This is a genomic window from Nocardioides conyzicola (assembly GCF_039543825.1).
GTDB lineage: Bacteria > Actinomycetota > Actinomycetes > Propionibacteriales > Nocardioidaceae > Nocardioides > Nocardioides conyzicola.
The window spans coordinates 582,262-605,356 of record NZ_BAABKM010000001.1 but is presented as its reverse complement, the minus strand read 5'-3'; the positions used below and the strand labels follow the sequence as shown (position 1 = coordinate 605,356).

The following is a 23,095-nucleotide window of genomic DNA, read 5'->3' as shown; positions in this document are numbered from 1 at the left end:
GATTCTTCGCGACCTTTTTCTGCGGTGCCGGTGGGTGTCGGTGGGGTGGTTTCGAGACAGGCCCGGAGGCCCTCCTCAACCACCGTAAAGCCGTAAAGCCGGGAGGCGGCGGCGACCCGAGCGCGCCGTACCCGCCGTCATTGCCTATCGGCGGCCAAGCCGCGCGGACCCGCAGGCCGCACCCATCGCCCTGCCTACGCTGCGGGGGTCTCGACGACGCTCGCTGGCGCTCGCTGCTCGACCACCGAGGACGCCGCAAAGCCGGGCGACGACCGCAACCCGCCGCGCGCCGTACCCGGCGTAGCTGCCTATCGGCGACCAACCCGTGCGGACCCGCAGCCAGCGCACATCGCCCCGCCTCCGCTGCGGGGGTCTCGACGACGCTCGCTGGCGCTCGCTGCTCGACCACCGCAAAGCCGGACGCGAGCGCCGACCCGAGACCCCCGTACCCGCGTAGCTGCCTATCGGCGACCGACCCGAACGGACCCGCAGCCGACAGGCAGCAGCTCAGCTGTCGATGGAGCTCAGGTCGCCGTACCGGTCGCCGACGACGGCGTCGCGCGGGACGGCCTCGTCGAGCGCAGCCAGGTCGTCGTACCTGAGCTCCACGTCCACGGCGCCGACGTTCTCCTCGAGGTACTTGACCCGCTTGGTGCCGGGGATCGGCGCGACGCCGAGCTCGTCGTCGCCCTGGGCGAGGACCCAGGCGAGGGCCAGCTGGCCGGGGGTGCAGCCCTTCGAGTCCGCGATCGCGCGGACCCGGTCGACGAGCTGGAGGTTGGCGCGGAGGCCCTCGCCGTTGAGGCGGGGGAAGTACGCCGAGCGGCGCGAGTCGCCCTCCTCCAGCGCCGACTCGGACGTGATGGCGCCGGTGAGGATGCCGCGGCCGAGCGGGGAGTAGGGGACCAGGCCGATGCCGAGCTCGCGGAGGACGGGGAGGATCTCGTCCTCGAGGTCCCGCGTGAAGAGCGAGTACTCCGTCTGCAGCGCGGTGATCGGGTGCGTGGCGTGCGCGCGGCGGATCGTCGCGGCCGAGGCCTCGGACAGCCCGAGGTGGCGGACCTTGCCGGCCGCGACCAGCTCGGCCATGGCGCCGACGGTCTCCTCGATCGGGACCGTCTGGTCGACGCGGTGCTGGTAGTAGAGGTCGATGTGGTCGACGCCGAGCCGCTGCAGCGAGGCGTCACACGCCGACCGCACGTACTCGGGCGACCCGTTGATGCCGACCCGGGTGCCGTCGGGGAGCCGCTCGTTGCCGAACTTGGTCGCGAGCTGGACCTCGTCGCGACGGCCGGCGATCGCCTTGCCGACCAGCTGCTCGTTGGTGAACGGGCCGTACATGTCGGCGGTGTCGAGGAAGGTCACGCCGAGGTCGAGGGCGCGGTGGATGGTGTCGAGGCCGGACGCCTCGTCGGGGCTCCCGTAGAACTCCGACATGCCCATGCAGCCGAGGCCGAGCTCGGAGACGTCGAGCGGGGAGGTGGTGCCGAGGGTGCGCTTGGTGATCGTCATGCCACCACTCAAGCGCTTGGAGTGCGCTCCAGGTCAAGGCCCTCGAGGGTGGCGGAGTAGATGCCGATCTTGCGGTCGATCGCGCCGAGGTGCTCCTGCACCTCGGCGAGCTGCGCGAGCACCTGCATCCGGTGGGCCTGGAGCAGGTCGAGGCGCGCCTGCTCGGTGCCCTCGCCCTGGCGGACCAGCTCGGCGTAGCGGCGTACGTCGCGGATCGGCATGCCGGTCCCGCGCAGGCAGTTGAGCAGACCGATCCACCCGAGGTCGCCATCGGTGTAGCGGCGGTGACCGGTCGCGGAGCGTCCGACCGGGCGCAGCATGAGCCCGTCGCGCTCGTAGTAGCGCAGGGTGTCCGGCGTCAGGTCGGTCCGGTCGGCGGCCTCGGCGATCGAGTAGGTCACGCCTCAGTGTCGCCCCTGGAGTGCACTCCAGGTCAAGCCCTCAGCGGGCGTACGACGGGAGGTGCCGGCCGAGCTCGGCGAAGAGCGCCTGGTTGAGCTGGAACGCCGTCCTGACCTCGGTCACGACCCGCTCCTGCTGCCCGGCGTCCAGGCCGAGGGCGTCGAGGCGGGCGCGGTAGCCGTCCTTGTAGACCTTCGGCTTCGGGATCTCGGGGAAGGCGTAGAACGCGATGCCGGCGCCGTCCAGCTCGAAGGTGCGGTCGAGGATGCGGCCGATCGCCTGGCCGCCCGACAGGTCGCCCAGGTAGCGGGTGTAGTGGTGCGCGACGAGCAGCGCCGGCCACTCGGCCGCCGCGTCGAGCAGCCGCTGGCGGTACGCCGCGGCAGCAGGGGAGTCGACGGAGCGGTCGCCGTCGGTCACCCAGTGGTCGAGGTCGGCGTCGATGGCGGCGAGCCGCACCAGTGCGGTGTCGGCCACGGCCGCGACGGCGGCGTCGTCGCGGTGGGCGTCGACGATCTCCTCCATGGTCGCGTAGACGACCCGCAGGCGCAGCAGGTAGTCGGCGTACCCGCGCTCGTTGACCCTCCCGCCGAGGAGCTCGGACATGAACGACGAGTCCTCGGCCGCCTGGTGCTCGGCGCGGGATCCCTCCCGCATGGCCGCCGACAGTGCGAGGTCGGCGGTCTGGTCGAGGACGGTCATCTGTGCTCCCGGTGGATGGGTGATCTGAGGTGACAGATTGTCAGCATGTTAGTGACACACTGTCTAATCCGTCCAGACATTTAGGTAAGGCAAGCCTTATTTAGTGTTACCTTACCTCCATGGCTGGGGTGGTGAGAACGGCCGCTGCAGCTGCAGCGGTCCTGGTGGTGGCGAGTGCGCTCGCCTCGTGCGGACTGTCGGCGAAGGCCGGGCCGGAGGACGGGCCGAGCACGGCCGCGGTCGCGGCACGGGCGACGCCATCGCTGGCGGACGTGACGCCGCTGACGGACGTCCGTGACTGGGACGGCGAGGTCAACGCCGTCGCCGACGCCCCGATCGACCCGGTGGCCGAGGACCCGCAGCCCGCCCTGCCGGTGACCGTCACGGACGCCCAGGGCACCCAGGTCACCGTCAAGGACACCAGCCGCGTCCTCGCGCTCGACGTCTACGGCACGCTCTCGCGCACCGTCTTCGAGCTCGGCCTGGGCGACCGCCTGGTCGGCCGCGACGTGTCCACCGACTTCGACGAGGCCAAGCAGCTGCCCCTCGTCACCCAGAACGGCCACGACCTCAACGCCGAGGCGATCCTCGAGCTCGACCCGACCGTGATCCTGACCGACACCTCGCTCGGGCCGTGGGACGTCGTCCTGCAGATGCGCGACGCCGGCATCCCGGTCGTGGTCGTCGACTCCGACCGCGGCCTCGACAACGTCGGCGAGCTGATCCACCAGGTGGCCGACCCGCTCGGCGTACCGGACGCCGGCGACGCGCTCGCGAAGCGGACCCAGCGGCAGATCGACGAGGTCACCGCCCAGATCGCGAAGGTCGCACCCGCCGACTCCGGCGCCAGGCTGCGGACGGTCTTCCTCTACGTGCGAGGGCAGTCCGGCATCTACTACATGTTCGGCGAGGGCTCGGGCGCCGACTCCCTCATCGACGCGATCGGTGGGTACGACGTCGCCCACGAGATCGGCTGGAACGGCATGAAGCCGCTCACCGACGAGGGCCTCGTCGCCGCCCAGCCCGACCTGGTGCTGATGATGACGGGCGGCCTCGAGTCGGCCGGTGGCGTCGATGGCCTCCTCGAGCGGCTTCCGGCCCTGGCGCAGACGCCCGCCGGCCAGCACCGCCGGTTCGTCACGATGGAGGACTCCCAGATCCTGGGCTTCGGGCCGATCACGGCCAGCGTCCTCAACGCGCTCGCCGTCGCGACGTACGCGCCGGAGGACGTGTCGTGACAGCCGCCGTCGTCGAGCACCAGCGCGCCGGCATCCGCGCGGTCGCCGGCCGGGTCGGCCTGCTGGGCGGGCTGACGGTCGCGCTGCTCGTGTCGCTGGTCTTCGCGGCCGGCCACGGGCAGCTCGACGTGCCCCCGGCCGAGGTGCTCGGCTCCCTGATGCACAAGATCGGCCTCGACATCGGCCCCGTGCCGCACCACCCACAGGGCGAGAACACCCTGTGGCAGGTGCGGTTCCCGCGCGTCGTGATGGCCGCGCTGGCCGGTGCCAGCCTGGCCACCGCCGGGGCGCTGATGCAGGGCGTCTTCGGCAACCCCCTCGCCGAGCCCGGGGTCGTCGGCGTCTCCGCCGGCGCCGCGGTCGCCGCGGCCACCGCGATCGTCTTCGAGCTCACCTTCGCCGGCACCTGGACGGTCGCGATCTGCGCGTTCGTCGGCGGCCTGGTCACGACGACGCTCGTCTACGTGATGTCCCGCGACGGCGGTCGCACGGAGGTGGTGACGCTGGTGCTCACGGGCATCGCGATCAACGCGATGACGAGTGCCGGCCTGGCGTTCCTGATGTTCCTGGGCGACACCCAGGCCCGCGAGGAGATCGTCTTCTGGACGCTCGGCAGCCTCAACGGCTCGCGGTGGGCGTACGTCGGGGTCGTCCTCCCGATGGCCGTCGTCGGCATCGCGGCGGCGATGTTCCTCGCCCCCAGGCTCGACCTGCTGGCCCTCGGCGACCGCGCCGCCCGCCACGTCGGCGTCGACGTCGAGCGGCTGCGGATGTCGACCATCGTCGTCGTCGCCGTGCTCACCGCGGCGGCCGTGGCCTTCTGCGGGATCATCTCCTTCGTCGGCCTGATCGTGCCGCACCTGATCCGGATGGTCGCCGGTCCGGGGCACCGTCTCCTGGTCCCGGCGAGCGCCCTCGGCGGCGCCGTGCTGCTGGTGCTGGCAGACCTGTGGGCACGCACCCTCGTCGCGTACGCCGACCTGCCGATCGGCATGCTCACCGCGCTCGTCGGCGGCCCGTTCTTCTTCTGGCTGATCCGCCGCGCCCGCCGCACCGCCGGCGGCTGGGCATGACCGTGATGAGCACCCGCGGCCTCAGCGTCAGCTTCGACGGCCACCCGATCCTCACCGACGTCGACCTCGACATCCGCGGCGGCGAGCTCGTCGCGCTGGTCGGTCCCAACGGCGCGGGTAAGACGACGCTCCTCGGCGTGCTGTCGGGCGACGTCGAGCCGTCCGGCGGCCGGGTCACGCTCGACGACAAGCCGCTGGCGTCGTACGCCGCCCGGGAGCTCGCGCGGCACCGCGCGGTCCAGCTGCAGAAGCAGGGGCTGGCGTTCGGCTTCCGGGTGCACGAGGTGGTCCGGATGGGCCGCTCGCCGTGGCACCGGACGGCTCGCGAGGACGACGACGACCGCGTGGTCGCCGAGTCGATGGAGCGCGCCGACGTCGCCGACCTCGGCGAGCGGCTCTACCCGACCCTGTCGGGTGGTGAGCAGGCGCGCACCTCGTTCGCCCGGCTGCTCGCGCAGGAGACGCCGGTGCTGATGCTCGACGAGCCGACCGCGGCACTCGACATCCGGCACCAGGAGTCGCTGCTCGCCGTCGCCCGTGCGGCGGCCCGTGCCGGCGCGGCGGTCGTGGTCGTCCTGCACGACCTGTCGCTCGCCGCGGCGTACGCCGACCGCGTCTGCGTGCTGTCCGGCGGCCGGGTGCGGGCCAACGGCACGCCCACCGACGTGCTCACCTCCGAGCTCCTGACCGAGGTCTACGAGCACCCCGTCGAGGTGATCACCCACGACGGCCACCTGCTCGTCGTGCCGGTGCGGTCGCGGACGCTCGACGACGCCGAGGAGGTCCGATGCGCCACGCCCTGGCCGCACGCCTGAGCGCGGCAACGCTCGTCGTCGCCGCGGTGCTGCTCCCGTCCGCGGCTCACGCCGACTCCCGCGTCACCGTCGCCAACCCCGCCGGACAGGCGAAGGTCGACCCGACGTACGCCACCACGCTCACGGTCTCCGGATCCGGCTTCCAGTCGATCAAGGGGGGCCACGGCGGGATCTACGTCTTCTTCGGCACCGTGTCGCCCGGCTGGCAGCCCAGCAAGGGAGGCGCCACGGGCAAGGACTACTACTACGTGCCCGACAGCGAGTCGAAGGACAACCAGGGCTTCCAGAGGTTCGTCGCCTTCCCCGGCTCCGACACGGCCTCCTCCGCGAACGGCGGCACCATGTCGGCCTCGGGCGGCTGGTCGACCCGGATCGTCGTGCCGGGTGCGACCTTCCAGACCTACGACCGCGCCGGCGACGTGCACACCGTCGACTGCCGCAAGGTCACCTGCGGCGTCATCACGGTCGGGGCGCACGGCGTCGCGAACGCGCACAACGAGACGTTCACGCCGGTCACCGTCGGCTCCCTGGGCGCCGCCGCGACGAGCACGCCGTCCGCCGCACCGACCGCGGTGGCGACCGGGCCGGCCGCCACCGCCGACCCGAGCGCCCCGGCCGGTCCCGGCACCGGGTCCGGCCCGCGGCCGGCCGGTGCCGCGGCGCTCGAGGTCGACCGCGCCTCCGCGGTCGCCGGCAACGTGCTCGCGTTCTCCGCGACCGGGCTGCCCGCGGGCACCCAGGTCTCCGCGGTGTTCGACGACGGAGCAGCAGGAGCCGGGCCGTTCCTGGCCGGCGCCGACGGCAGCCTCGCCGGCGTCATCACGCTGCCGGCGGACACCGGCGCCGGCACCCACGAGCTGCGCCTGTACGGCGTGGCGAAGCCGCCCTCGGTCAGCTTCGCGGTGCAGCCGGCCGAGACCACCGCGGAGGTCACCACCCCGGCGGCCGCCGAGGACGACGACACCCGCGCGGCCTGGCTGTTCGCCGGCGCGGCCGCCTTGGTCCTCCTCGTCGCAGTCGCCCGCCTGGGGCTGCGCGGCTGGAAGGGGCGGCGTCGTGCGGCCTGACCGGCTCGCGGCCGCGGCCGTCGCCGCCCTGGCGGCCGCACTGCTCGCCGTACCTGCGCTCGCAGCTGACGACCCCGACCCGTCGCCGTCGACCACGACGGTCGAGGTCGACGACGCGACCCTGCGCTGGGGCATCAACAACGAGAGCAACAACCGGGCGCACGACCCCACGTCGGTCAACTTCATGTCCGCCGGCAAGGTCGCCGACTCCGGGGGCGCCAAGATCGACCGCGCCGCCTGGAGCGCCGAGTCGGGCGGGGTCCGGATCGAGAAGTGGGACGGCACGGCCTGGCAGCCGGCGACCTGGGCCGGGTTGTCGACCCAGAGCGACGGGCGCGCCCTGGGATCTGCGACGGCCGGGACCTTCAGCAACCACAACGTCGTCTTCGGCGGCGGGGTCGGGACGGTCGACACCGCGGCCGGCACCGCGCACATCGCCTGGACCGGCGACCTCACGGTCCTCTACTACTCGGGCCAGTCGATGTTCTACCTGTCCGACCCGGTGCTCGACGTGGCGGACGGCTCGGGCACGGTGACGGCGACCATCAGCGGGTTCGCCGCGTCGCGCGACGGTGGCACCTGGGAGCCCGTGAGCCCGCGCACCGCCACGGTCGCCGAGCTCGGGTCGGTCGACCTCGGCGACGCGACGGGGTTCGTGGCGGAGCCGACGTACGTCGGCGTACGGCCCGACCTGCCCGCCGACGCGGTCCCGCAGGTCACCGGCGACGCGTTCAGCGGGTCCTTCCCCCAGTCGTGGGTCGACGCGATGGACGCGCTCGGGATGGCGGCGTTCTGGTACTCCAGCGGCAGCTCCACCGACCGGTTCAAGGTGCCGCTGGCGATGACCGTCGGCTACGACGCCTCGGTGCCGGTCACGGTGCCGACCCCGACACCGAGCGCCGAGCCCTCGAGACCGCCGCTGCACAACGACGCCACGGAGCCGCCGACCCCGGCGCCGACCGTCACGGCCACCGTGACCGCGCCGGCAGCCCCGGTGGCGCCGGTCGCCGCTCCTGCGGTCGTCGCCCCGCCGGTGGCGCCGGTCCCGAGCACCGGCGCGCTCGCCGGTGTGCCCGCACCCGTCAGCCAGGTCGCCCTCGCCGCGGCCCCGACCTCCACCTCCGCCGGCGACGACGGCAGCTCGTCGCTGCCGTGGTGGCTCGGCTCCGGCTGCCTGCTGGCGGCCGCCCTCGTGCTCCTCCTCCCCGTCGGTGGCTCGGGCCCCGGCACCCGCTCCATCCAGCAGTGACGCCTGCCGCGTCACCCGAGAAAGGAACACCCATGTCCACCGCAATCCGACGACGGCCAGCCCGTCTCGCCCTGCTCACCGCCGCAGCGCTCGCTGCCGGTGCGCTCGGGGTCCTCCCCGCGAGCCCGGCCGACGCCGCCCAGACCGGTCCGGTCCCCGGCACCGGCACGGCCACGTGGGAGGTCTCCCAGATGCTCGGCATCGCCCGCGACCACCTGATGGCGCCGCAGCCGGACAAGTTCGCGGCCCCTGCGACGTACAGCAGCCCCCTCACCACCTGGGCCGGCGGCACCGCCGGCCCGGTCGCGGCGGACGGCAGCGCCGAGCTCAGCGTCCAGGGCGCGAACTACCTCCTGGCCACCGACAGCGGCGGCTGGCTCAGGATCGCCGACCTCGGCTTCGAGGTCGAGGCGGACGGCTCCGGCACGGTCACGGCCGACGTGACCTACGGCAGCGGCGGTCTCACGGCCACGCCGACCACCCAGCGCGTCGGCACCGACCTGCCGATCGTCGACCTGTCGGTGGATCCGGGCGCCCCGGGGGGTGTGGAGGACGCCAAGTACCCCACGTCGTACGACGCCCTCGCCTACGACTTCGACGCCACGTCGACCGCCTACACGTGGAGCAACCTGCGCGGTCGTTGGTCGAGCCAGCTCCTCGCGTTCCTCCAGGGTGACGCCTCGGCCGACCCGGCCGTCCCGGCGTTCTCCTTCGCGTCGCTGGTCGCCAACACGGTCGACGGCTCCGGCCGGATCCGCTACCCCGCGCCGTTCAACCTCTCGATCGACCGCGCGGTCGCCGCGACCACCGCTTCGGTCGGCGGGGAGACGGAGGCCGGCGTCCCGATCGAGGTCGACGGCACCGGCTTCAAGAAGACGTTCCCGGGCGTCTACGTCAGCCTGCGCGAGCACGCCGAGGGCGACCCGGCGTACGCCGGCGGTGCGGTCTGGGCCGACGGCCCGACCAACTGGGTGAGCAACAGCGCCGAGGACATCAGCCCCGACCCGGCGACCGGCGCGTCCGCGGCGATCGCGGACGACGGCTCGTTCGAGACGACGCTGCTCCTCACGCCGACCATGCTCACCGCGCTCGACCCGACGAAGCAGTACTCGATCGTGACCCGCAAGGGCCACGGCATGGGCACGATCCCGAGCAACGCCGACCAGATCACCGAGACCCCGCTCGACGTGAGCGACCTCAAGGAGGCGACCACGGTCGCCGCCACCACCGCCGACAGCGTGCGGGGGACCCCCGCATCGGTCGACGTGACCGTCACCGGGGAGGGCACCCCCGACGGCACCGTCACGGTCAAGAACGCTGGCACCCCTGTGGGCGACGGCACCCTGGTCGACGGCCACGCGACCGTCACCGTCTCCGACCTTCCTGTCGGGACGACCGCGCTGACCGTCGAGTACGCCGGCTCCGCGGGCTACTGGTCCTCGACCGGTGGGACGTCGGCGACGGTCACCAAGGCGACCAGCGCCGTCAGCACGGGCGGGGCCGCGAGCACGACGTACGGCAGGACCGCCGTCGTCACGGCGGCCGTGCCCGGTGCGGGCACGGTGACCCTGACCGGTCTGGGCGCGACGCAGAGCAAGACCCTGACGGAGGCGGGCACCGCCGGCTTCACGGTCCCGGCCTCGCTCGCGGCGGGCTCCTACACCGCGACCTTCGCGTACGGCGGCAACGCCGACGTCGCCGGGTCCGAGGCGACCAAGGCGTTCTCGGTCGCGAAGGCGTCGAGCAGGACCGTCGTTAAGGTCGCGCCGAAGCCGACGGCCAAGAAGGCGGGCAAGGCGACGGTCACCGTCTCCGGTGCCACCGCCGGCAGCAAGGTCACGGTCGTCATCAAGGGCGGCGGCAAGACGGTGAAGAAGGCCGTCAAGGTCAATGCGCGGGGCAAGGTCGTCGTCAGCGTGGCGAAGGCGCCCAAGGGTGGCTCGTTCACCGTGACGGCGACGTACGCCGGCGACGCCAACCACAAGGCATCGGCCGGCAAGGCGACCTACAAGGTGGCCAAGCCGAAGAAGAAGTAGCGCCTCACCCTGGACCCGCGGCACCGACCCCCCGCAGCACGAACGACTCGATCGTGGCTGCGGGGAGGTGCCGCGGGTTCAGGCACGCGTGGATGAGGGACATCGTGGTGTCGAGGTCCTCGATGCGGAACGACCCGTCCTCGATCCCGGACTCGAGGATGCCGCGCAGCACGTCCTCGACGGCCACCACGTGCTGGCGGATCGCCTGGCGCGAGTCGGGTCCGAGCACGCCGTACAGCTGCGGGCCGAGGCCCATGTGGAAGCGCTCGCCCTCGGCGAGGTGGTAGCGGAGGTAGAGCCGCAGTCGCTCGGGCGGCTCCTCGGACCCGGCCAGCACGTCGCGGAGGCGGTGCAGGTACTCCTCGGTCTCGTGCGAGGCGAAGGCCACCACGACCGACTCCTTGTCGGGGAAGTGGTGGTAGATCGCGGTGCGGCCCACGTCGGCGCGCTCGGCGATCGCCGCCATCGTGATCGCGTCGAAGCTGCGCTCGGCCATCAGGTCGGCGAAGGCCTCGAAGACGCGTCGCTGCAGCTGCTCACGGTGCTGCTGCAGGGTTTCGCCGGAGATGCGGGGCACGAGGCCGAGGTTAGCCCGCCGGTGCCGCCAGGTGCTCGGGCTCGACGTCGTAGCGCTCGACGTACGCCGCGAACCGCTCCCGGATCGCGGCCTCGGCCAGGCCGAACTCGGCCACGTCGTACTGGTGCCCGCCGAACTCGCCCCGCGGATGGGCCGTGAGGTGCGCGCTCATCGCCTCGAACGCGCCGGCTCCGGCCTCGAGGTCGAGGCTGTCGTAGATCCCGCGCACAGTGGCGACCGGGTCACGGGCCAGGTCGGCGTACCGGACGTCGAGGATGGGGTGCTCGGGGCGGCGGGCGCGGAAGTCCTCGATCCGGTCGATCGACTCCTCGAGCGTGTCGCTCCAGTGCGACGCGATGTAGGAGCGGTGGTCGGCGTCGGAGAACGTGCTCGACATGACGTTGATGAGGCTGCAGACGGAACCGGTCAGGGTCACCGGGTCGCGGTGCAGCAGCACCAGGCGGGCGTCGGGGTAGGTGTCGACGAGGGCGTCGAGGGCGAGCGCGTGGTGGGGGCTCTTCAGCGTCCAGCGGCCGCGGACGCCGGCGCTCTGCAGTGTCTGCAGCACGAGCCGGTGGTAGTCGTAGGCGCCGCGGTTGTCGCCGGCGCGCCACCAGGCGCCGTACGACGGGACGTTGGCGATCGCCTCCCAGGAGATGCTCTGGAAGGCCTGCCCCATCACGGCGATGCACTCGGTGGGGTCGTACGCCGCCTCGTGGTGGATCGCGCTGATCGCCGGGTTGAGCATCTCGAGCATGTCGACGCCTCCCTGGGCCGCGTCGACGCGGGGACCGGTCTTGCGCTCGCCGGGCTGCGGCGGCGGCACGGAGTCGAGCGACTCCCAGCCCAGCAGCGCGCGGTTGGAGGGGTCGAGGTCGAGGAGGTTGGACAGGAAGGTGGTGCCGGCCCGGAACATGCCGATCACGATGGCCGGCGCCTCGATCCGCTCCTCGGTGACCTCGGGGTGCTGCTTGGCGTGGTCGACGACCTTGAGCCGGTTGGTGAGCGCGGCGACGAGCGACGGCGGCAGCGCGACGTTGCCGAGGTCGTTGAGCTGGGCCTCGTCGACGAGGGCGGCACAGTAGCGCTCGAGGCCCTCGCGGTAGCTCGGGTCGCCGAAGTCGTCGAGCCCGGTCTGCTCGGTGGCCTGGGCCTGGAGGTCGTCGGGGTTCATGAGGGTGCTCCGATCTGCACGACGGTGCGGCCCGACGTACGACGGGCCGCGTGGTCCTCGAGGGCGGCCGCGACGTCGTCGAGGCCGATCCGGCGCCCGATCACCGGCCGGATGCTGCCCGCCGCGACCAGGTCGAGCAGGGCCGCGTGGACCCGCTGGCCGGTCGCGGGGGAGAAGGCGTTGATCCCGAAGCGGCGGAAGTCGCGGGGGGTGTCGAGGTAGGCGAGGAGGACCCCGAGCGCCGACATGTTGGCCATCGACAGCTTGCGCAGCGGCCGGCCGGTGAGACCGGACTCGGGGTCGTCGTTGAAGCCGATCGCGAGGTAGCGGCCGCCGAGCGCGCCGCAGGTCCACATCGTCTCGGTCTGCTCGCCACCGATCGGGTCGAAGATCACCTCGGCCCCGCGGTCGCCGGTGGCGTCCATGACCGCGTCGAAGACGTCCTCGGAGGTGTGGTCGATCGCGACCTCGGCGCCGAGGTCGCGGCACAGCTGCGCCTTGTCCGGTCCGCCGGCGATCGCCAGGACCCGCGCGCCGGCCGCGACGGCGAGCTGGATCGCCGCCGTACCGACCGCGCTGGCGCCGCCGCGCACGACGACGGTCTCGCCCGGCTGGAGTGCGGCGCGCTCGTGGAGGGCGAGGTAGGAGATGTGGAAGGGCAGCGTGAACGCCGCCGCCTCCGCGTCGTCCAGCTCGGGCGGGGCCTCGAAGAAGCTGCCGGCGAGCGCGCGCTCGGCGAGACCGCCGAGCGATTGGGGCGAGATGCCGACGACCCTGCGGCCCACCCACTCCTCGGCTCCGTCGCCGGCCGCCTCGACGACGCCGGCGAGGTCCATGCCGAGGGTGAACGGCGGCTGCGCCATCACCGCGGCCACGCCACCGCGGCAGCGGGCGATGTCGCCGAAGTTGAGCGAGGCGGCCGCGACCGTCACCCGGACCTGGCCGGGTCCCGGCTCCGGGACCTCGACGTCGTCCTGCACCTCGATGGCCGTGCTCGGCTCGCCGTGGCGGACCACGCGTACTGCCCTCATGTGACCCCCATCACTCGGTGATGAGGGGACCGTACTAAGAGGGCGTATTAACGTCAATGGGTGGGGCGACTGCCATCCCGGCGGCCATGGTCACCAGGTTGCGCACGAAGCGCTCCGTCGGGAGCTGGGCGCGGCCGGCCACCCCTCCTTCGACCAGTGTGCGCTCGACGGCGCGGGCGCGGTCGGCGACCGAGCGGAGGATGAAGCCCGTGATCAGGGCGAGGCGCTCGTTGTGAAGGGCCTCGTCGAGGGGCGGCATCCTCTCGGCGAGCAGCGCGTAGACGTCGTACCCACCGGTGGCGGTGAGCTCCGCGGCGACCGCCTCGTCGAGGCGGTCGAACTCCTCGACGAGCTGGCCGACGATGACGAGGTACTGGCGGCCCGACGGGCCGGTCTCGGCGAGCTCGACCGCGGGTCGGACGATCGCCTCGAGGACCGAGGCGAGGTCGTCGGAGGGTGTCTCCCGCGCTGCGGCGAGGAGCTCGCCCTCGCGGGCGGCGAGGAAGGGTGCGTGCTGGTGCAGCACGGCGACGAGCAGCTGCTCGCGGGTGCCGAAGTGGTAGTGGACCGCGCCGCGGTTGCGCTGTCCCGCCCGGCGGGTGATCTCGACGAGCGAGGCGGCGAACACCCCGTCCTCGGCGAGCACCTCGGTCGCCGCCTCGACGAGGCGGAGGCGCGTCCGGTCGGCGGCGGCCACCTCAGATCCGGGGGACGATGCGGCCCAACAGGTCGCCCATGCGCGACGCGGCCTCCCGGCCGGCCTCGAGGACCTCGGCGTGGTTGAGCGGCTGGTCGCTGATGCCGGCTGCGAGGTTGGTGACCAGGCTGATCCCGAGCACCTCCATGCCGGCCTCGCGGGCGGCGATCGCCTCGAGCGTCGTGCTCATGCCGACGAGGTGGCCGCCGAGGATGCCGGCCATCCGCACCTCGGCGGGGGTCTCGTAGTGCGGCCCGGGGAACTGGACGTAGACGCCCTCGTCGAGGCTCGGGTCGACCTCGCGGCACATCGTCCGCAGCCGGGAGCTGTAGAGGTCGGTGAGGTCGACGAAGTTGGCGCCCTCGATCGGGCTCTTGCCGGTGAGGTTGATGTGGTCGGAGATGAGGACCGGCGTACCCGGCGTCCAGCTCTCCTTGAGACCACCGCACCCGTTGGTCAGCACGATCGCGCGACAGCCGGCGCGGGCCGCCGTACGCACTCCGTGGACGACCGCAGCGACGCCCTTGCCCTCGTAGTAGTGGGTGCGGCTGAGGAAGACGAGGAGCTGCTTGTCGCCCGCGCGGACCGAGCGGATCCTGCCGGAGTGCCCGGCGACCGCGGCGGCGCTGAAGCCGGGCAGGTCGGTGGTGCTGATCTCGGCGGTCGCCTCGCCCAGCGCGTCGACGGCGGGCAGCCAGCCCGAGCCGAGGACCAGGGCGACGTCGTGCCGCTCGATGCCGGTCAGCTCGGCCAGCCGCTCAGCGGCGTGGGCGGCGTGCTCGTACGGGGAATTTTGGACGGCAGCATGACTCACCCGCACGACTCTAGTCGGGCACGATGGAGCGATGATCGACCACTTCGGCATCAACTGCGCCGACCTGCCGGCGGCAGCTGCGTTCTACGACAAGGCCCTCGGGGTCCTCGGCTTCGAGCGGGTCATGGACTTCGGGGTCGCCCTCGGCTACGGCACCCCCGGCCACCCCGACTTCTGGATCAGCACCCAGCCCGACGGCTCCGGCCCGTCGTCCGGCCCCAACCGCGAGGTCCACATCGCCTTCGTCGCCGAGTCGGCGGACGCCGTACGCGCCTTCTTCGACGCCGCCGTGTCGGTGGGTGCGGAGGTGCTCCACGAGCCCCGCCACTGGCCCGAGTACCACGACCACTACTTCGGCGCCTTCGTTCGCGACCCCGACGGCAACAACGTCGAGGCTGTCTGTCACACGGTGGCGCCCGGGTAGGGGCGACCGCCGGCATGAATCCCCGGTCGACCGGGGATTCGTGCGCTTGACGGCCGTTGCAAACCCCGACCAGCGTCAGAAGTCCCTGTCCGGTTATCCACAGAAGCGATAGGGCGGCTGGCAGAGGGCGCCGTGGCGGGCAACCCTTTCTCCATGATGTTGCCTCCCGCTGAATGGGCTCCCGATGACCCCCGTCGTACGCCGGTCACCGTCCGCAGGCGGTACATCGACGATGGCTTCACGGATCGATCCCTCGCCGTGATGGTGAGATCCGGTGTGCTCGCCAAGCCGCGGCGTGGGGCGTACGTCTCCGGACCCGCGTGGAGCGAGCTCGATGCTGGGGGCCGACACTCCGTCAGAGCCCGCGCGGTGTTGGCCCAGGCGCGAACTGAGCTCGTGCTCTCGCACGTCACGGGACTCCTCGAGTACGACGCGCCGATCTGGGGCCTGTCACTCGACGATGTCCACGTCACCCGGACCGACGGTCGGATCGGGCGGCCCGAGGCAGGTGTCCGACAGCATCGTGGTGCCGTCGAGCTCGGCGATGTGGTCCGGCGCAACGGCGTTCCGGTGATGTCGCCGACACGGGTGGCTCTCGAGATCACGGCCATGACGGACGTCGAGCACGGATTGGTGGTCGTCGACGACCTCCTCCACCGCGGCCTGACCACGCCCGTGCAGCTTGCCGAGCGACAGCAAGGCATGACCTGTTGGCCGCGCACCCTGTCGAGCGACATCGTGCTTCGTCTCGCGGATCCTCGCATCGAGACCGTCGGTGAGGCCCGTTCGTACTTTCTCTGCTTCAGCCAGCACCTGCCGATGCCGGAGCCTCAGTACGAGATCCGTGACGCGAACGGTCGCGTGATCCATCGGGTCGACTTCGCCTGGCCCGAGCACGGCGTGTTCATGGAGTTCGACGGCAAGGTCAAATACGAGAAGCTGCTGAAGCAAGGCGAACGTGCGTCCGACGTCGTCATCAAGGAGAAGCGGCGTGAGGAGCTCATCTGCCGGCTGAAGGGGTGGCGTTGCCTTCGGATCGTCTGGTCCGATCTCGAGCGGCCGGTCGCCACAGCCGCCATGATCCGGGATGCGCTCTTCTCCTCCGCCGTCGCGTGAGGGGAAGGGTTGACGGCCACTTCTGACGGTTGACAGCCGTTGCAAACCCCGACAAGCGCCAGAATCCCCGGTCGACCGGGGATTCATGCCGCCGCTAGTGCCCGATCGAGCGACAGGGGCGGCGGCGGAGGGCGGCGACGTAGTCGTCGGGGGCGTCGGCGGCCTCGGCGGCGTCAGCGAGGACGCCGAGGTACGACGCGGAGGGCAGGCCGCCCTCGTAGGCGTCGAGCACGTAGGTCCAGGCGACGACGGAGCCGGCCATGGTGGTGACGCGGACCTTGGTCTTGCGGTAGAGGCCGGAGTCGGCGGCCTCCCAGCCGTCGAGCTGGGACTCGTCCTCGCGGGAGACGTCGTACACCGCGACGAAGACCTGGTCGATCGGGTCCTCGACGAGGGTGGACAGGGCGCCGTCCCAGCCGTGCTCCTCGCCGCCGAAGGTCAGTCGCCAGCCCTGGACCCAGCCGGTGGTGGACAGCGGCGAGTGGGGGCAGCGCTCGCTCATCCGGGCGGGATCGAGGTTGGTCCCGTAGGCGGCGTAGAGCGTCACGCCGGAAGACTAGCCAACCCCGGCGCCGGCGGGCGGTCCCGGATTGAGAGTGGGCTGCCTCACGTCAGTAGGCTGGAGCGCGTGAGCACGCACTTCAACGTCCTTGTCCTCGGTGCCGGCCCCGGTGGGTACGTCGCCGCGATCCGCGCCGCCCAGCTCGGCCAGTCCGTCGCCGTCATCGAGGAGAAGTACTGGGGCGGCGTGTGTCTCAACGTCGGCTGCATCCCCTCGAAGGCGCTGCTGCGCAACGCGGAGATCGCGCACATCATCACCAAGGAGAAGGACGTCTTCGGCATCAGTGGCGATGCCTCGATGGACTTCGGCGTCACGCACAAGCGCAGCCGCGGCGTCGCGGACTCCAGCGCCAAGGGCGTGCACTTCCTGATGAAGAAGAACAAGATCACCGAGATCGACGGCTGGGGCACGATCAAGGGCACCAACGAGGTCGAGGTCGACAAGGACGGCACGAAGACGACGTACACGTTCGACCACCTCATCATCGGCACCGGTGCCAAGGTCCGGATGCTCCCCGGGATGAGCAAGAGCGACAACGTCGTCACGTACGAGGAGCAGATCCTCGACAGCAGTCTCCCGGCGAGCATCATCATCGGCGGGTCCGGCGCGATCGGCGTCGAGTTCGCCTACGTGATGACCAACTTCGGCGTCGACGTCACGATCGTCGAGTTCCTCGACCGGATGGTCCCCACCGAGGACCCCGACGTCTCGAAGGAGCTGCTCAAGCAGTACAAGAAGCTCGGCGTCAAGGTGCTGCTCTCCACCAAGGTCGAGCAGGTCGAGGACACCGGGAGCGGCGTACGCGTCACCGTCAGCCCCGCCGACGGCGGCGACTCCCAGGTGCTCGAGGCCGACAAGATGCTCGCCGCCTTCGGCTTCGCGCCGCGGGTCGACGGCTACGGCCTCGAGAACGCCGGCATCGAGCTCACCGAGCGCGGCGCGATCGCCGTCGACGCCCGCGGCCGCACCAACGTCCCGCACATCTACGCGATCGGCGACGTGACCGGCAAGCTCATGCTCGCCCACACCGCCGAGGCGATGGGCGTCGTCGCGGCCGAGACGATCGCCGGCGCCGAGACCATGGAGATCAACTTCGACATGATCCCGCGCGCCACCTTCTGCCAGCCGCAGATCGCGTCCTTCGGCTACACCGAGGCGCAGGCCACGGAGAAGGGGTACGACGTGAAGGTGTCGTCGTTCCCGTTCTCGGCCAACGGCAAGGCCCGTGGCATGGCCGAGGGGGTCGGCTTCGTGAAGATCGTCGCCGACGCCGAGCACAACGAGATCATCGGCGCCCACATGATCGGCCCCGAGGTCACCGAGCTGCTGCCGGCGCTCACCCTCGCGCAGCAGTGGGACCTCACCGCCGACGAGGTCGCCCGCAACGTCTTCGCGCACCCGACCCTCTCCGAGGCGATGAAGGAAGCGATCGAGGGCATCGCCGGCCACATGATCAACCTCTGAGCATGAGCACCGAACGCGTCGTCATCATCGGTGGTGGCCCCGGCGGCTACGAGGCCGCCCACGTCGCCGCCCAGCTCGGCGCCCAGGTGACCATCGTCGACACCGACGGGGTGGGCGGCTCCGCCGTCCTCACCGACTGCGTGCCCAGCAAGACCCTGATCGCCACGGCCGAGGTGATGAGCGAGCTGACCGGCGCCGCCGAGCTCGGCGTCAACTTCCTCGACGCCGAGGGCGACGCCGCCACCTCGATCCGGGTCGACCTGGCGCGGGTCAACGCGCGCGTCAAGCAGCTCGCCACCGACCAGTCGACCGACATCGAGCGCCGGCTCGTCCGCGACGGCGTCACCCTCGTGCAGGGTCGCGGGCGTCTGGCCGGCCCCGGGAGCGTCATCGCCGAGCTGGCCGACGGGACCGAGCAGACCCTCGAGGCCGACGCGATCCTGCTGGCGACGGGCGCATCGCCCCGCACGCTGCCGACGGCGCAGCCCGACGGTGAGCGGATCCTCACCTGGGAGCAGGTCTACGACCTCACCGAGGTGCCGACCGAGCTCATCGTCGTCGGCTCCGGCGTCACCGGCGCGGAGTTCGCGAGCGCCTACCTCAACCTCGGCATCCCGGTCACGCTGGTCTCCAGCCGCGACCGCGTGCTGCCCGGCGAGGACGCCGACGCCGCCAAGGTGCTCGAGGACGTGCTCACGCGGCGCGGCATGACCGTCCTCGAGAAGTCCCGGATGGAGTCGGTCACCCGCGACGGCGACGTCGTCACGGTGACACTCACGGACGGGCGGACCGTCCAGGGCTCCCACTGCATCCTCGCGCTCGGCTCGGTCCCCAACACCGAGGGCCTCGGCCTCGAGGAGGCCGGCGTCATCACCAAGGACGGCGGCTTCGTCAACGTCGACCGGGTCTCGCGCACCTCCGCCAGGGGTGTGTACGCCGCCGGCGACTGCACCGGCGTGCTCATGCTCGCCAGCGTCGCGGCCATGCAGGGCCGGATCGCGATGTGGCACTTCCTCGGCGACACCGTGCACCCCCTCGACCTCAAGAAGGTCTCCTCCAACGTCTTCACCGCGCCCGAGATCGCCACGGTCGGCTGGTCCCAGCAGGCCGTCGACGCCGGCGAGATGCAGGCGGAGGTCGTGATGCTGCCGCTGTCGGGCAACCCCCGCGCCAAGATGCAGGGCGTCCGCGACGGTTTCGTGAAGCTGATGTGTCGCCCCGGCACCGGCATCGTCGTCGGGGGAGTGGTCGTCGGTCCGCGGGCCAGCGAGCTGATCCACCCGGTCTCGATCGCGGTCGCGGAGTCGCTCACTGCCGACCAGCTCGCCCAGGCGTTCACCGTCTATCCGTCCATGAGCGGCTCGCTCGCCGAGGCCGCCCGCCGCCTGCACCACGTGTGACTCCTGTGGCGGATGCGGCTACCCTCGCTGACTCGACCGCTTCTCGGGAGGTCCCATGCTGATCCGACGCGCGACCGCGTCCCTGCTCGTCGTCGCCCTGCTGCCGGCGCTTGCCGCCGTCTCGCCCGCTGAGGCTGCCCAGGACCGACGCGCCCCCACCACCGTCACGTTCACGACGAAGGGCTGGGGCCACGGCAAGGGGCTGTCGCAGTACGGCGCCCGCAACCGCGCCAAGGCCGGCCAGAGCTGGCAGAAGATCCTCCGCGCCTACTACCCGCACACGACGCTGGGCAGCGCCCACGGCACCATCCGGGTCCTGATCACGGCCGACACCAGCAAGGACGTGCGCGTGCTGCCCACCAGTGGGCTCACCGTCAGGTCCCTCGGGGCCGACAAGTCCTGGCGACTGCCGGCGAAGGTCCGCGGCAAGAAGGTCGTCTCCTGGCGGATCCAGCCGACCGGGAAGCGTTCGGCGATCTCGTTCAAGGCCGGCAGCTGGCACGCCTGGCGCAGCGCCAAGGGCGACGCGGAGTTCAGCGCCGGCGGCCACCCGATCGTGCTGGTGACGCCGGCCGGCCGGGCCTCCTACCGCGGCATCCTGCGCTCGACGCTGGGCAACACGGTCAACCTGGTCTCGCTCGACTCCTACGTCCGCGGCGTCGTCCCGCAGGAGGTGCCCGCCTCCTGGCCGGCCGCCGCCGTCCGCGCCCAGGCCGTCGCCGCGCGCACGTACGCCGCCTTCGAGCGCCGGGTCCACCGGCACACGGCGTCGTACGACCTGTGTGACACCTCGGCCTGCCAGGTCTACGGCGGGTACGGCGAGGAGCACCCGCTCGCCGATGCCGCCGTCCGGGCAACGGCCGGCCGGATCGTGACGTACGACAAGCAGCCGGCGTTCGCGCAGTTCACCTCGAGCAACGGTGGCTGGAGCGTCGACGGCGGCTACCCCTACCTGCTGGCGCGCGAGGACAGGTTCGACAAGGGCAGCGCGGGTGACCCGACGTCGACGAAGTTCACCGCTGCCGCCATCACCCGCAACTGGCCCGGCATCGGGGACCTGGTGTCGATCAAGGTCACCGAGCGCGACGGCCACGGGCCCTACGGCGGTCGGGCCACGGAGGTCACCGTGGTCGGCACCAACTCCACCGAGAAGGTGTCCGGGGCCAACCTGAAGCGGTGGCTGGACCTGCGCGAGACGCTCTTCAAAATTACAACCAAGTAGTTCTCGGGTCCTCATTGCAGGGCCCATCTGAACCGTGGTGCGATGTGTCGTCACACGTGCACCACGTGTCACTTCGAGCTCGGGGGGCCTCATGCGTCGCACGGTCGCGTCCGCGCTCGCGGGTGTCCTCGCCGGCGGTCTGCTGGTCGCTGCCCCTGCGGGGGCAGCGTCGCGCGGGGTGCGCTCGTGGGACGTCCCGACCTCGGCGCGGATCACCGTCAGCGGGCACGGCTACGGGCACGGTCACGGCATGTCGCAGTACGGCGCCGAGGGGGCCGCTCGCCAGGGACTGACCTACCGGCAGATCGCAAACTTCTACTACCCGGGCACCGCCTGGGGGACCGCCACGGGCACGGTGACGGTCCAGCTCACCGGTGACACGACCCCGTCCGACCTGGTCGTGCGCGCCCGCTCCGGGCTGCGGCTGCGCGACACCGCCGCGACTGGACGCACGGTGCTGCCCGACAACGGCGCCACCCAGTGGCGGGTCGTCACCGGGGCCGGCGGAGTGAGCCGGGTCCACTACTTCAAGGGCCGCTGGCGGTCCTTCGCCCGGCTGACCGGGCGGGGCGAGTTCTCCGCGGCCGGCGCCCCGATCACGTTGGTCACGCCGAGCGGTGAGCGCGCCTACCGCGGTCGGCTGCGGACCGCGGTGACCGGCTCCGGGGCGTTGGTGACGGTCAACGAGCTCGGCATCGACAGCTACCTCAGGGGCGTCGTACCCCTCGAGATCCCGGCCTCCTGGAGTGCGGCCGCCGTCCAGGCCCAGGCCGTCGCCGCGCGCACCTACGCGACGTACGAGCGCGCGCACCCGCGCTCCTCGGCGTACCAGATCTGCGACACCTCGTCGTGCCAGGTCTACGGCGGGTACGACGCCGAGCACCCGGCCGCCGACGCGGCCGTCGTCGCGACCCGTCGGCAGGTGCTGACCAGCGGCGGGCAGCCGGCGTTCACCCAGTTCGGCTCCAGCAGCGGCGGCTGGACCTCGGCGGGGTCGGTGTCCTACCTGCCCGCACGCGAGGACCCGTACGACGGCTGGGCGGGCAACCCCGTCCACGACTGGACGCTCAAGCTCGCCGACACGGTCCTGGAGCGCGCCTGGCCGAAGATCGGCGACCTGACCCGGATCGCGGTCACGGGCCGGGACGGCAACGGCGCCTGGGGTGGCCGGGTCCGCTCGATCACGCTGACCGGGACTGCGGGGCGAGTGGTGGTCAGCGGCGACACCTTCCGGTCGACGCTCGGGCTGCGCTCGACCTGGCTGACCTTCAGCGTCAGGCCGACGGCAGGCTGAAGCAGAACGTCGCGCCGCGGCCGGGCCGACCCTCGCCGCTGACCGACCCGCCGTGCCGTTCCACGATGCGTGCGACCGACGCCAGGCCGAGCCCGGTGCCCGGGAAGTCCGACTCGGCGTGCAGCCGCGTCATCGGGCGGAAGAGGCGCGCCGCCTCGGCCGGGTCGAAGCCGGCTCCGTTGTCGCGCACGAAGAAGGTCGTCAGCCCGGCCCCGGACCCGCCGCTCGCGACCTCGATCACCGCCACCTCGGTGCGCCCGGTGTACTTCACGGCGTTGCCGACGAGGTTCTCGAGCACCATCCGGGTCAGCGTCGGGTCGGCGACCGCGCGGAGCCCGTCCTGGACCCGGAGGCGGACGTCCCGCTCTGGCTCGCGGGCGACCAGTCCTTCGCCGACCTCGCGGGCGAGCGCGGTCAGGTCCACGGGCGCCGGCTCCAGGTCGCGGTTGGTGACGCGGTAGAGCGCGAGCATCCGGTCGATCTGGTCGCCCATCCGGTTGCCGGCCTCGACCATCGTGCGGGCGAAGGCACGCCGCTTGTCCTCGTCGAGGTCCTCCTCGGCGATGAGCTCGGCGTACCCCATCATCGCGCCCAGGGGACTGCGCAGGTCGTGGACCAGGCTGTGGATCGCGGACTCGAGCTCGCGGGCGCGTTGGGCCAGGTCGTCCCGCTCGTCGATGCGGCGGACGATGGCGCCCCGCAGCTCCAGGTTCTCCAGGGCGACCGCGGTGCTGTTGGCCAGCACCTGCAGCTGGCGGACCTCCTGGCGGGTGGGCTCGTGGTGCTCGCTCCAGTAGGCGCCGAGCGCGCCGACCGGGTCGGACGCGCGGATGGGCGCCATGCAGAGACTCTTCACGAACGTCGGCCGGTAGGCGTCCCAGGGCACCCGCTCGTCGACGTAGATGTCCGGGATCGCCAGCGCCTGTCGGTTGAGCATCGCCCAGCCGCTCACGCAGGAGCCGAGGGGGAAGCGCCGGCCCTTCCAGAGGGGCTCGATCGCGTCCTCGTCGGCGTAGAAGCAGTGGCCGTCCTCGCGGAGCACGAACGTCGCTCCCTCGGCGCCCATCAGGCTCCGCACGGCGCCCGCGACGATCTCGGTGACACGCTCGAGGCTGTCGGCGTCCGACAGCTGTGTCACGGTGCGCGTCAGTACGTCGCCCGCGTCCGGACCGGCCGTCATAGGTGCCCCCCACCTGGTCGGCGGACCACCCCACGTTGGTCCGTCC

Annotated in this window: 22 protein-coding genes; 12 read left to right on the top strand and 10 right to left on the bottom strand. The window is 72.0% G+C overall.

Annotation, left to right across the window (positions count from 1 at the left end; genetic code table 11):
* Nucleotides 1-507 precede the first annotated feature (507 nt).
* Genes ABEA34_RS03000 through ABEA34_RS02990 form a run of 3 tightly spaced genes read right to left on the bottom strand, consistent with a single transcriptional unit; the run spans nt 508 to nt 2,616 of the window.
* Nucleotides 508-1,512, bottom strand: coding sequence for an aldo/keto reductase (locus ABEA34_RS03000; protein WP_345519095.1), 1,005 nt, complete (start codon nt 1,510-1,512; stop codon nt 508-510).
* Between the two features lie 8 nt (nt 1,513-1,520).
* The gene (locus ABEA34_RS02995; RefSeq protein ID WP_345519093.1) at nt 1,521-1,913 is read right to left on the bottom strand and encodes a MerR family transcriptional regulator; all 393 of its coding nucleotides are present in this window, start codon (nt 1,911-1,913) and stop codon (nt 1,521-1,523) included.
* Between the two features lie 40 nt (nt 1,914-1,953).
* Nucleotides 1,954-2,616 carry a biliverdin-producing heme oxygenase gene (locus tag ABEA34_RS02990; RefSeq protein WP_345519091.1) on the bottom strand — a complete coding sequence of 221 codons (663 nt, stop codon included), beginning with the start codon at nt 2,614-2,616 and terminating at the stop codon, nt 1,954-1,956.
* 119 nt (nt 2,617-2,735) lie between these two features.
* On the opposite strand from ABEA34_RS02990, the gene ABEA34_RS02985 reads away from it, so the two are divergent.
* The 6 genes from ABEA34_RS02985 to ABEA34_RS02960 are packed head-to-tail and all read left to right on the top strand — an operon-like array spanning nt 2,736 to nt 10,094.
* Nucleotides 2,736-3,854 carry a heme/hemin ABC transporter substrate-binding protein gene (locus ABEA34_RS02985; protein WP_345519089.1) on the top strand — a complete coding sequence of 373 codons (1,119 nt, stop codon included), beginning with the start codon at nt 2,736-2,738 and terminating at the stop codon, nt 3,852-3,854.
* Nucleotides 3,851-4,927: a FecCD family ABC transporter permease gene (locus tag ABEA34_RS02980; RefSeq protein WP_345519088.1), complete on the top strand. Its 1,077-nt coding sequence runs from the start codon at nt 3,851-3,853 to the stop codon at nt 4,925-4,927. Before ABEA34_RS02985 ends, ABEA34_RS02980 begins: the two co-directional genes overlap by 4 nt.
* Nucleotides 4,924-5,742: a heme ABC transporter ATP-binding protein gene (locus tag ABEA34_RS02975; RefSeq protein WP_345519086.1), complete on the top strand. Its 819-nt coding sequence runs from the start codon at nt 4,924-4,926 to the stop codon at nt 5,740-5,742. Before ABEA34_RS02980 ends, ABEA34_RS02975 begins: the two co-directional genes overlap by 4 nt.
* A complete protein-coding gene (locus tag ABEA34_RS02970; RefSeq protein ID WP_345519084.1) occupies nt 5,715-6,809 on the top strand; it encodes a hypothetical protein in 1,095 nt (364 codons plus the stop codon). The genes ABEA34_RS02975 and ABEA34_RS02970 overlap by 28 nt, the downstream gene beginning before the upstream one ends.
* Entirely contained in the window at nt 6,799-8,058 is a 1,260-nt protein-coding gene (locus ABEA34_RS02965; protein WP_345519082.1) for a hypothetical protein, read from the top strand. The genes ABEA34_RS02970 and ABEA34_RS02965 overlap by 11 nt, the downstream gene beginning before the upstream one ends.
* A 32-nt stretch (nt 8,059-8,090) precedes the next feature.
* Nucleotides 8,091-10,094: an Ig-like domain-containing protein gene (locus tag ABEA34_RS02960; RefSeq protein ID WP_345519080.1), complete on the top strand. Its 2,004-nt coding sequence runs from the start codon at nt 8,091-8,093 to the stop codon at nt 10,092-10,094.
* A gap of 4 nt (nt 10,095-10,098) precedes the next feature.
* Here the strand turns inward: ABEA34_RS02960 and ABEA34_RS02955 are convergent, their stop codons facing one another.
* The 5 genes from ABEA34_RS02955 to ABEA34_RS02935 are packed head-to-tail and all read right to left on the bottom strand — an operon-like array spanning nt 10,099 to nt 14,387.
* Complete coding sequence (locus tag ABEA34_RS02955) at nt 10,099-10,671, bottom strand: TetR/AcrR family transcriptional regulator (RefSeq protein ID WP_345519077.1); 573 nt, start codon at nt 10,669-10,671, stop codon at nt 10,099-10,101.
* Nucleotides 10,672-10,681: 10 nt separating this feature from the next.
* Nucleotides 10,682-11,845, bottom strand: coding sequence for a sulfotransferase family protein (locus ABEA34_RS02950; protein ID WP_345519075.1), 1,164 nt, complete (start codon nt 11,843-11,845; stop codon nt 10,682-10,684).
* The gene (locus ABEA34_RS02945) at nt 11,842-12,876 is read right to left on the bottom strand and encodes a quinone oxidoreductase family protein (RefSeq protein ID WP_345519073.1); all 1,035 of its coding nucleotides are present in this window, start codon (nt 12,874-12,876) and stop codon (nt 11,842-11,844) included. Before ABEA34_RS02945 ends, ABEA34_RS02950 begins: the two co-directional genes overlap by 4 nt.
* 34 nt (nt 12,877-12,910) lie before the next feature.
* Nucleotides 12,911-13,573 (bottom strand): TetR/AcrR family transcriptional regulator, encoded by a 663-nt coding sequence (locus ABEA34_RS02940; RefSeq protein WP_345519071.1) that lies wholly within the window; start codon nt 13,571-13,573, stop codon nt 12,911-12,913.
* Nucleotide 13,574: 1 nt separating this feature from the next.
* Nucleotides 13,575-14,387: a purine-nucleoside phosphorylase gene (locus tag ABEA34_RS02935; protein WP_345519069.1), complete on the bottom strand. Its 813-nt coding sequence runs from the start codon at nt 14,385-14,387 to the stop codon at nt 13,575-13,577.
* Between the two features lie 31 nt (nt 14,388-14,418).
* Here ABEA34_RS02935 and ABEA34_RS02930 point away from each other — a divergent pair, with 31 nt between their 5' ends.
* Nucleotides 14,419-14,811 carry a VOC family protein gene (locus tag ABEA34_RS02930; protein ID WP_345519067.1) on the top strand — a complete coding sequence of 131 codons (393 nt, stop codon included), beginning with the start codon at nt 14,419-14,421 and terminating at the stop codon, nt 14,809-14,811.
* A gap of 153 nt (nt 14,812-14,964) precedes the next feature.
* On the top strand, nt 14,965-15,927 hold the full coding sequence (locus ABEA34_RS02925; RefSeq protein WP_345519065.1) for a hypothetical protein: 963 nt from the start codon (nt 14,965-14,967) through the stop codon (nt 15,925-15,927).
* A gap of 94 nt (nt 15,928-16,021) precedes the next feature.
* On the opposite strand, the gene ABEA34_RS02920 is transcribed toward ABEA34_RS02925, so the two are convergent.
* Nucleotides 16,022-16,474: a gamma-glutamylcyclotransferase family protein gene (locus ABEA34_RS02920; protein ID WP_345519063.1), complete on the bottom strand. Its 453-nt coding sequence runs from the start codon at nt 16,472-16,474 to the stop codon at nt 16,022-16,024.
* A gap of 81 nt (nt 16,475-16,555) precedes the next feature.
* On the opposite strand from ABEA34_RS02920, the gene lpdA reads away from it, so the two are divergent.
* The 4 genes from lpdA (at nt 16,556) to ABEA34_RS02900 (ending at nt 21,869) form a co-directional block, all read left to right on the top strand.
* Nucleotides 16,556-17,953, top strand: a complete 1,398-nt coding sequence (gene lpdA / locus ABEA34_RS02915; RefSeq protein WP_345519061.1) for a dihydrolipoyl dehydrogenase — start codon at nt 16,556-16,558, stop codon at nt 17,951-17,953.
* Between the two features lie 2 nt (nt 17,954-17,955).
* Complete coding sequence (locus tag ABEA34_RS02910; RefSeq protein WP_345519059.1) at nt 17,956-19,353, top strand: NAD(P)H-quinone dehydrogenase; 1,398 nt, start codon at nt 17,956-17,958, stop codon at nt 19,351-19,353.
* A 55-nt stretch (nt 19,354-19,408) separates the two neighbouring features.
* Nucleotides 19,409-20,575, top strand: a complete 1,167-nt coding sequence (locus ABEA34_RS02905; RefSeq protein ID WP_345519057.1) for a SpoIID/LytB domain-containing protein — start codon at nt 19,409-19,411, stop codon at nt 20,573-20,575.
* 91 nt (nt 20,576-20,666) lie between these two features.
* Entirely contained in the window at nt 20,667-21,869 is a 1,203-nt protein-coding gene (locus tag ABEA34_RS02900) for a SpoIID/LytB domain-containing protein (protein ID WP_345519054.1), read from the top strand.
* Here ABEA34_RS02900 and ABEA34_RS02895 read toward each other — a convergent pair.
* Nucleotides 21,850-23,049, bottom strand: a complete 1,200-nt coding sequence (locus ABEA34_RS02895; protein WP_345519052.1) for an ATP-binding protein — start codon at nt 23,047-23,049, stop codon at nt 21,850-21,852. The genes ABEA34_RS02900 and ABEA34_RS02895 overlap by 20 nt on opposite strands.
* Nucleotides 23,050-23,095 lie beyond the last annotated feature (46 nt).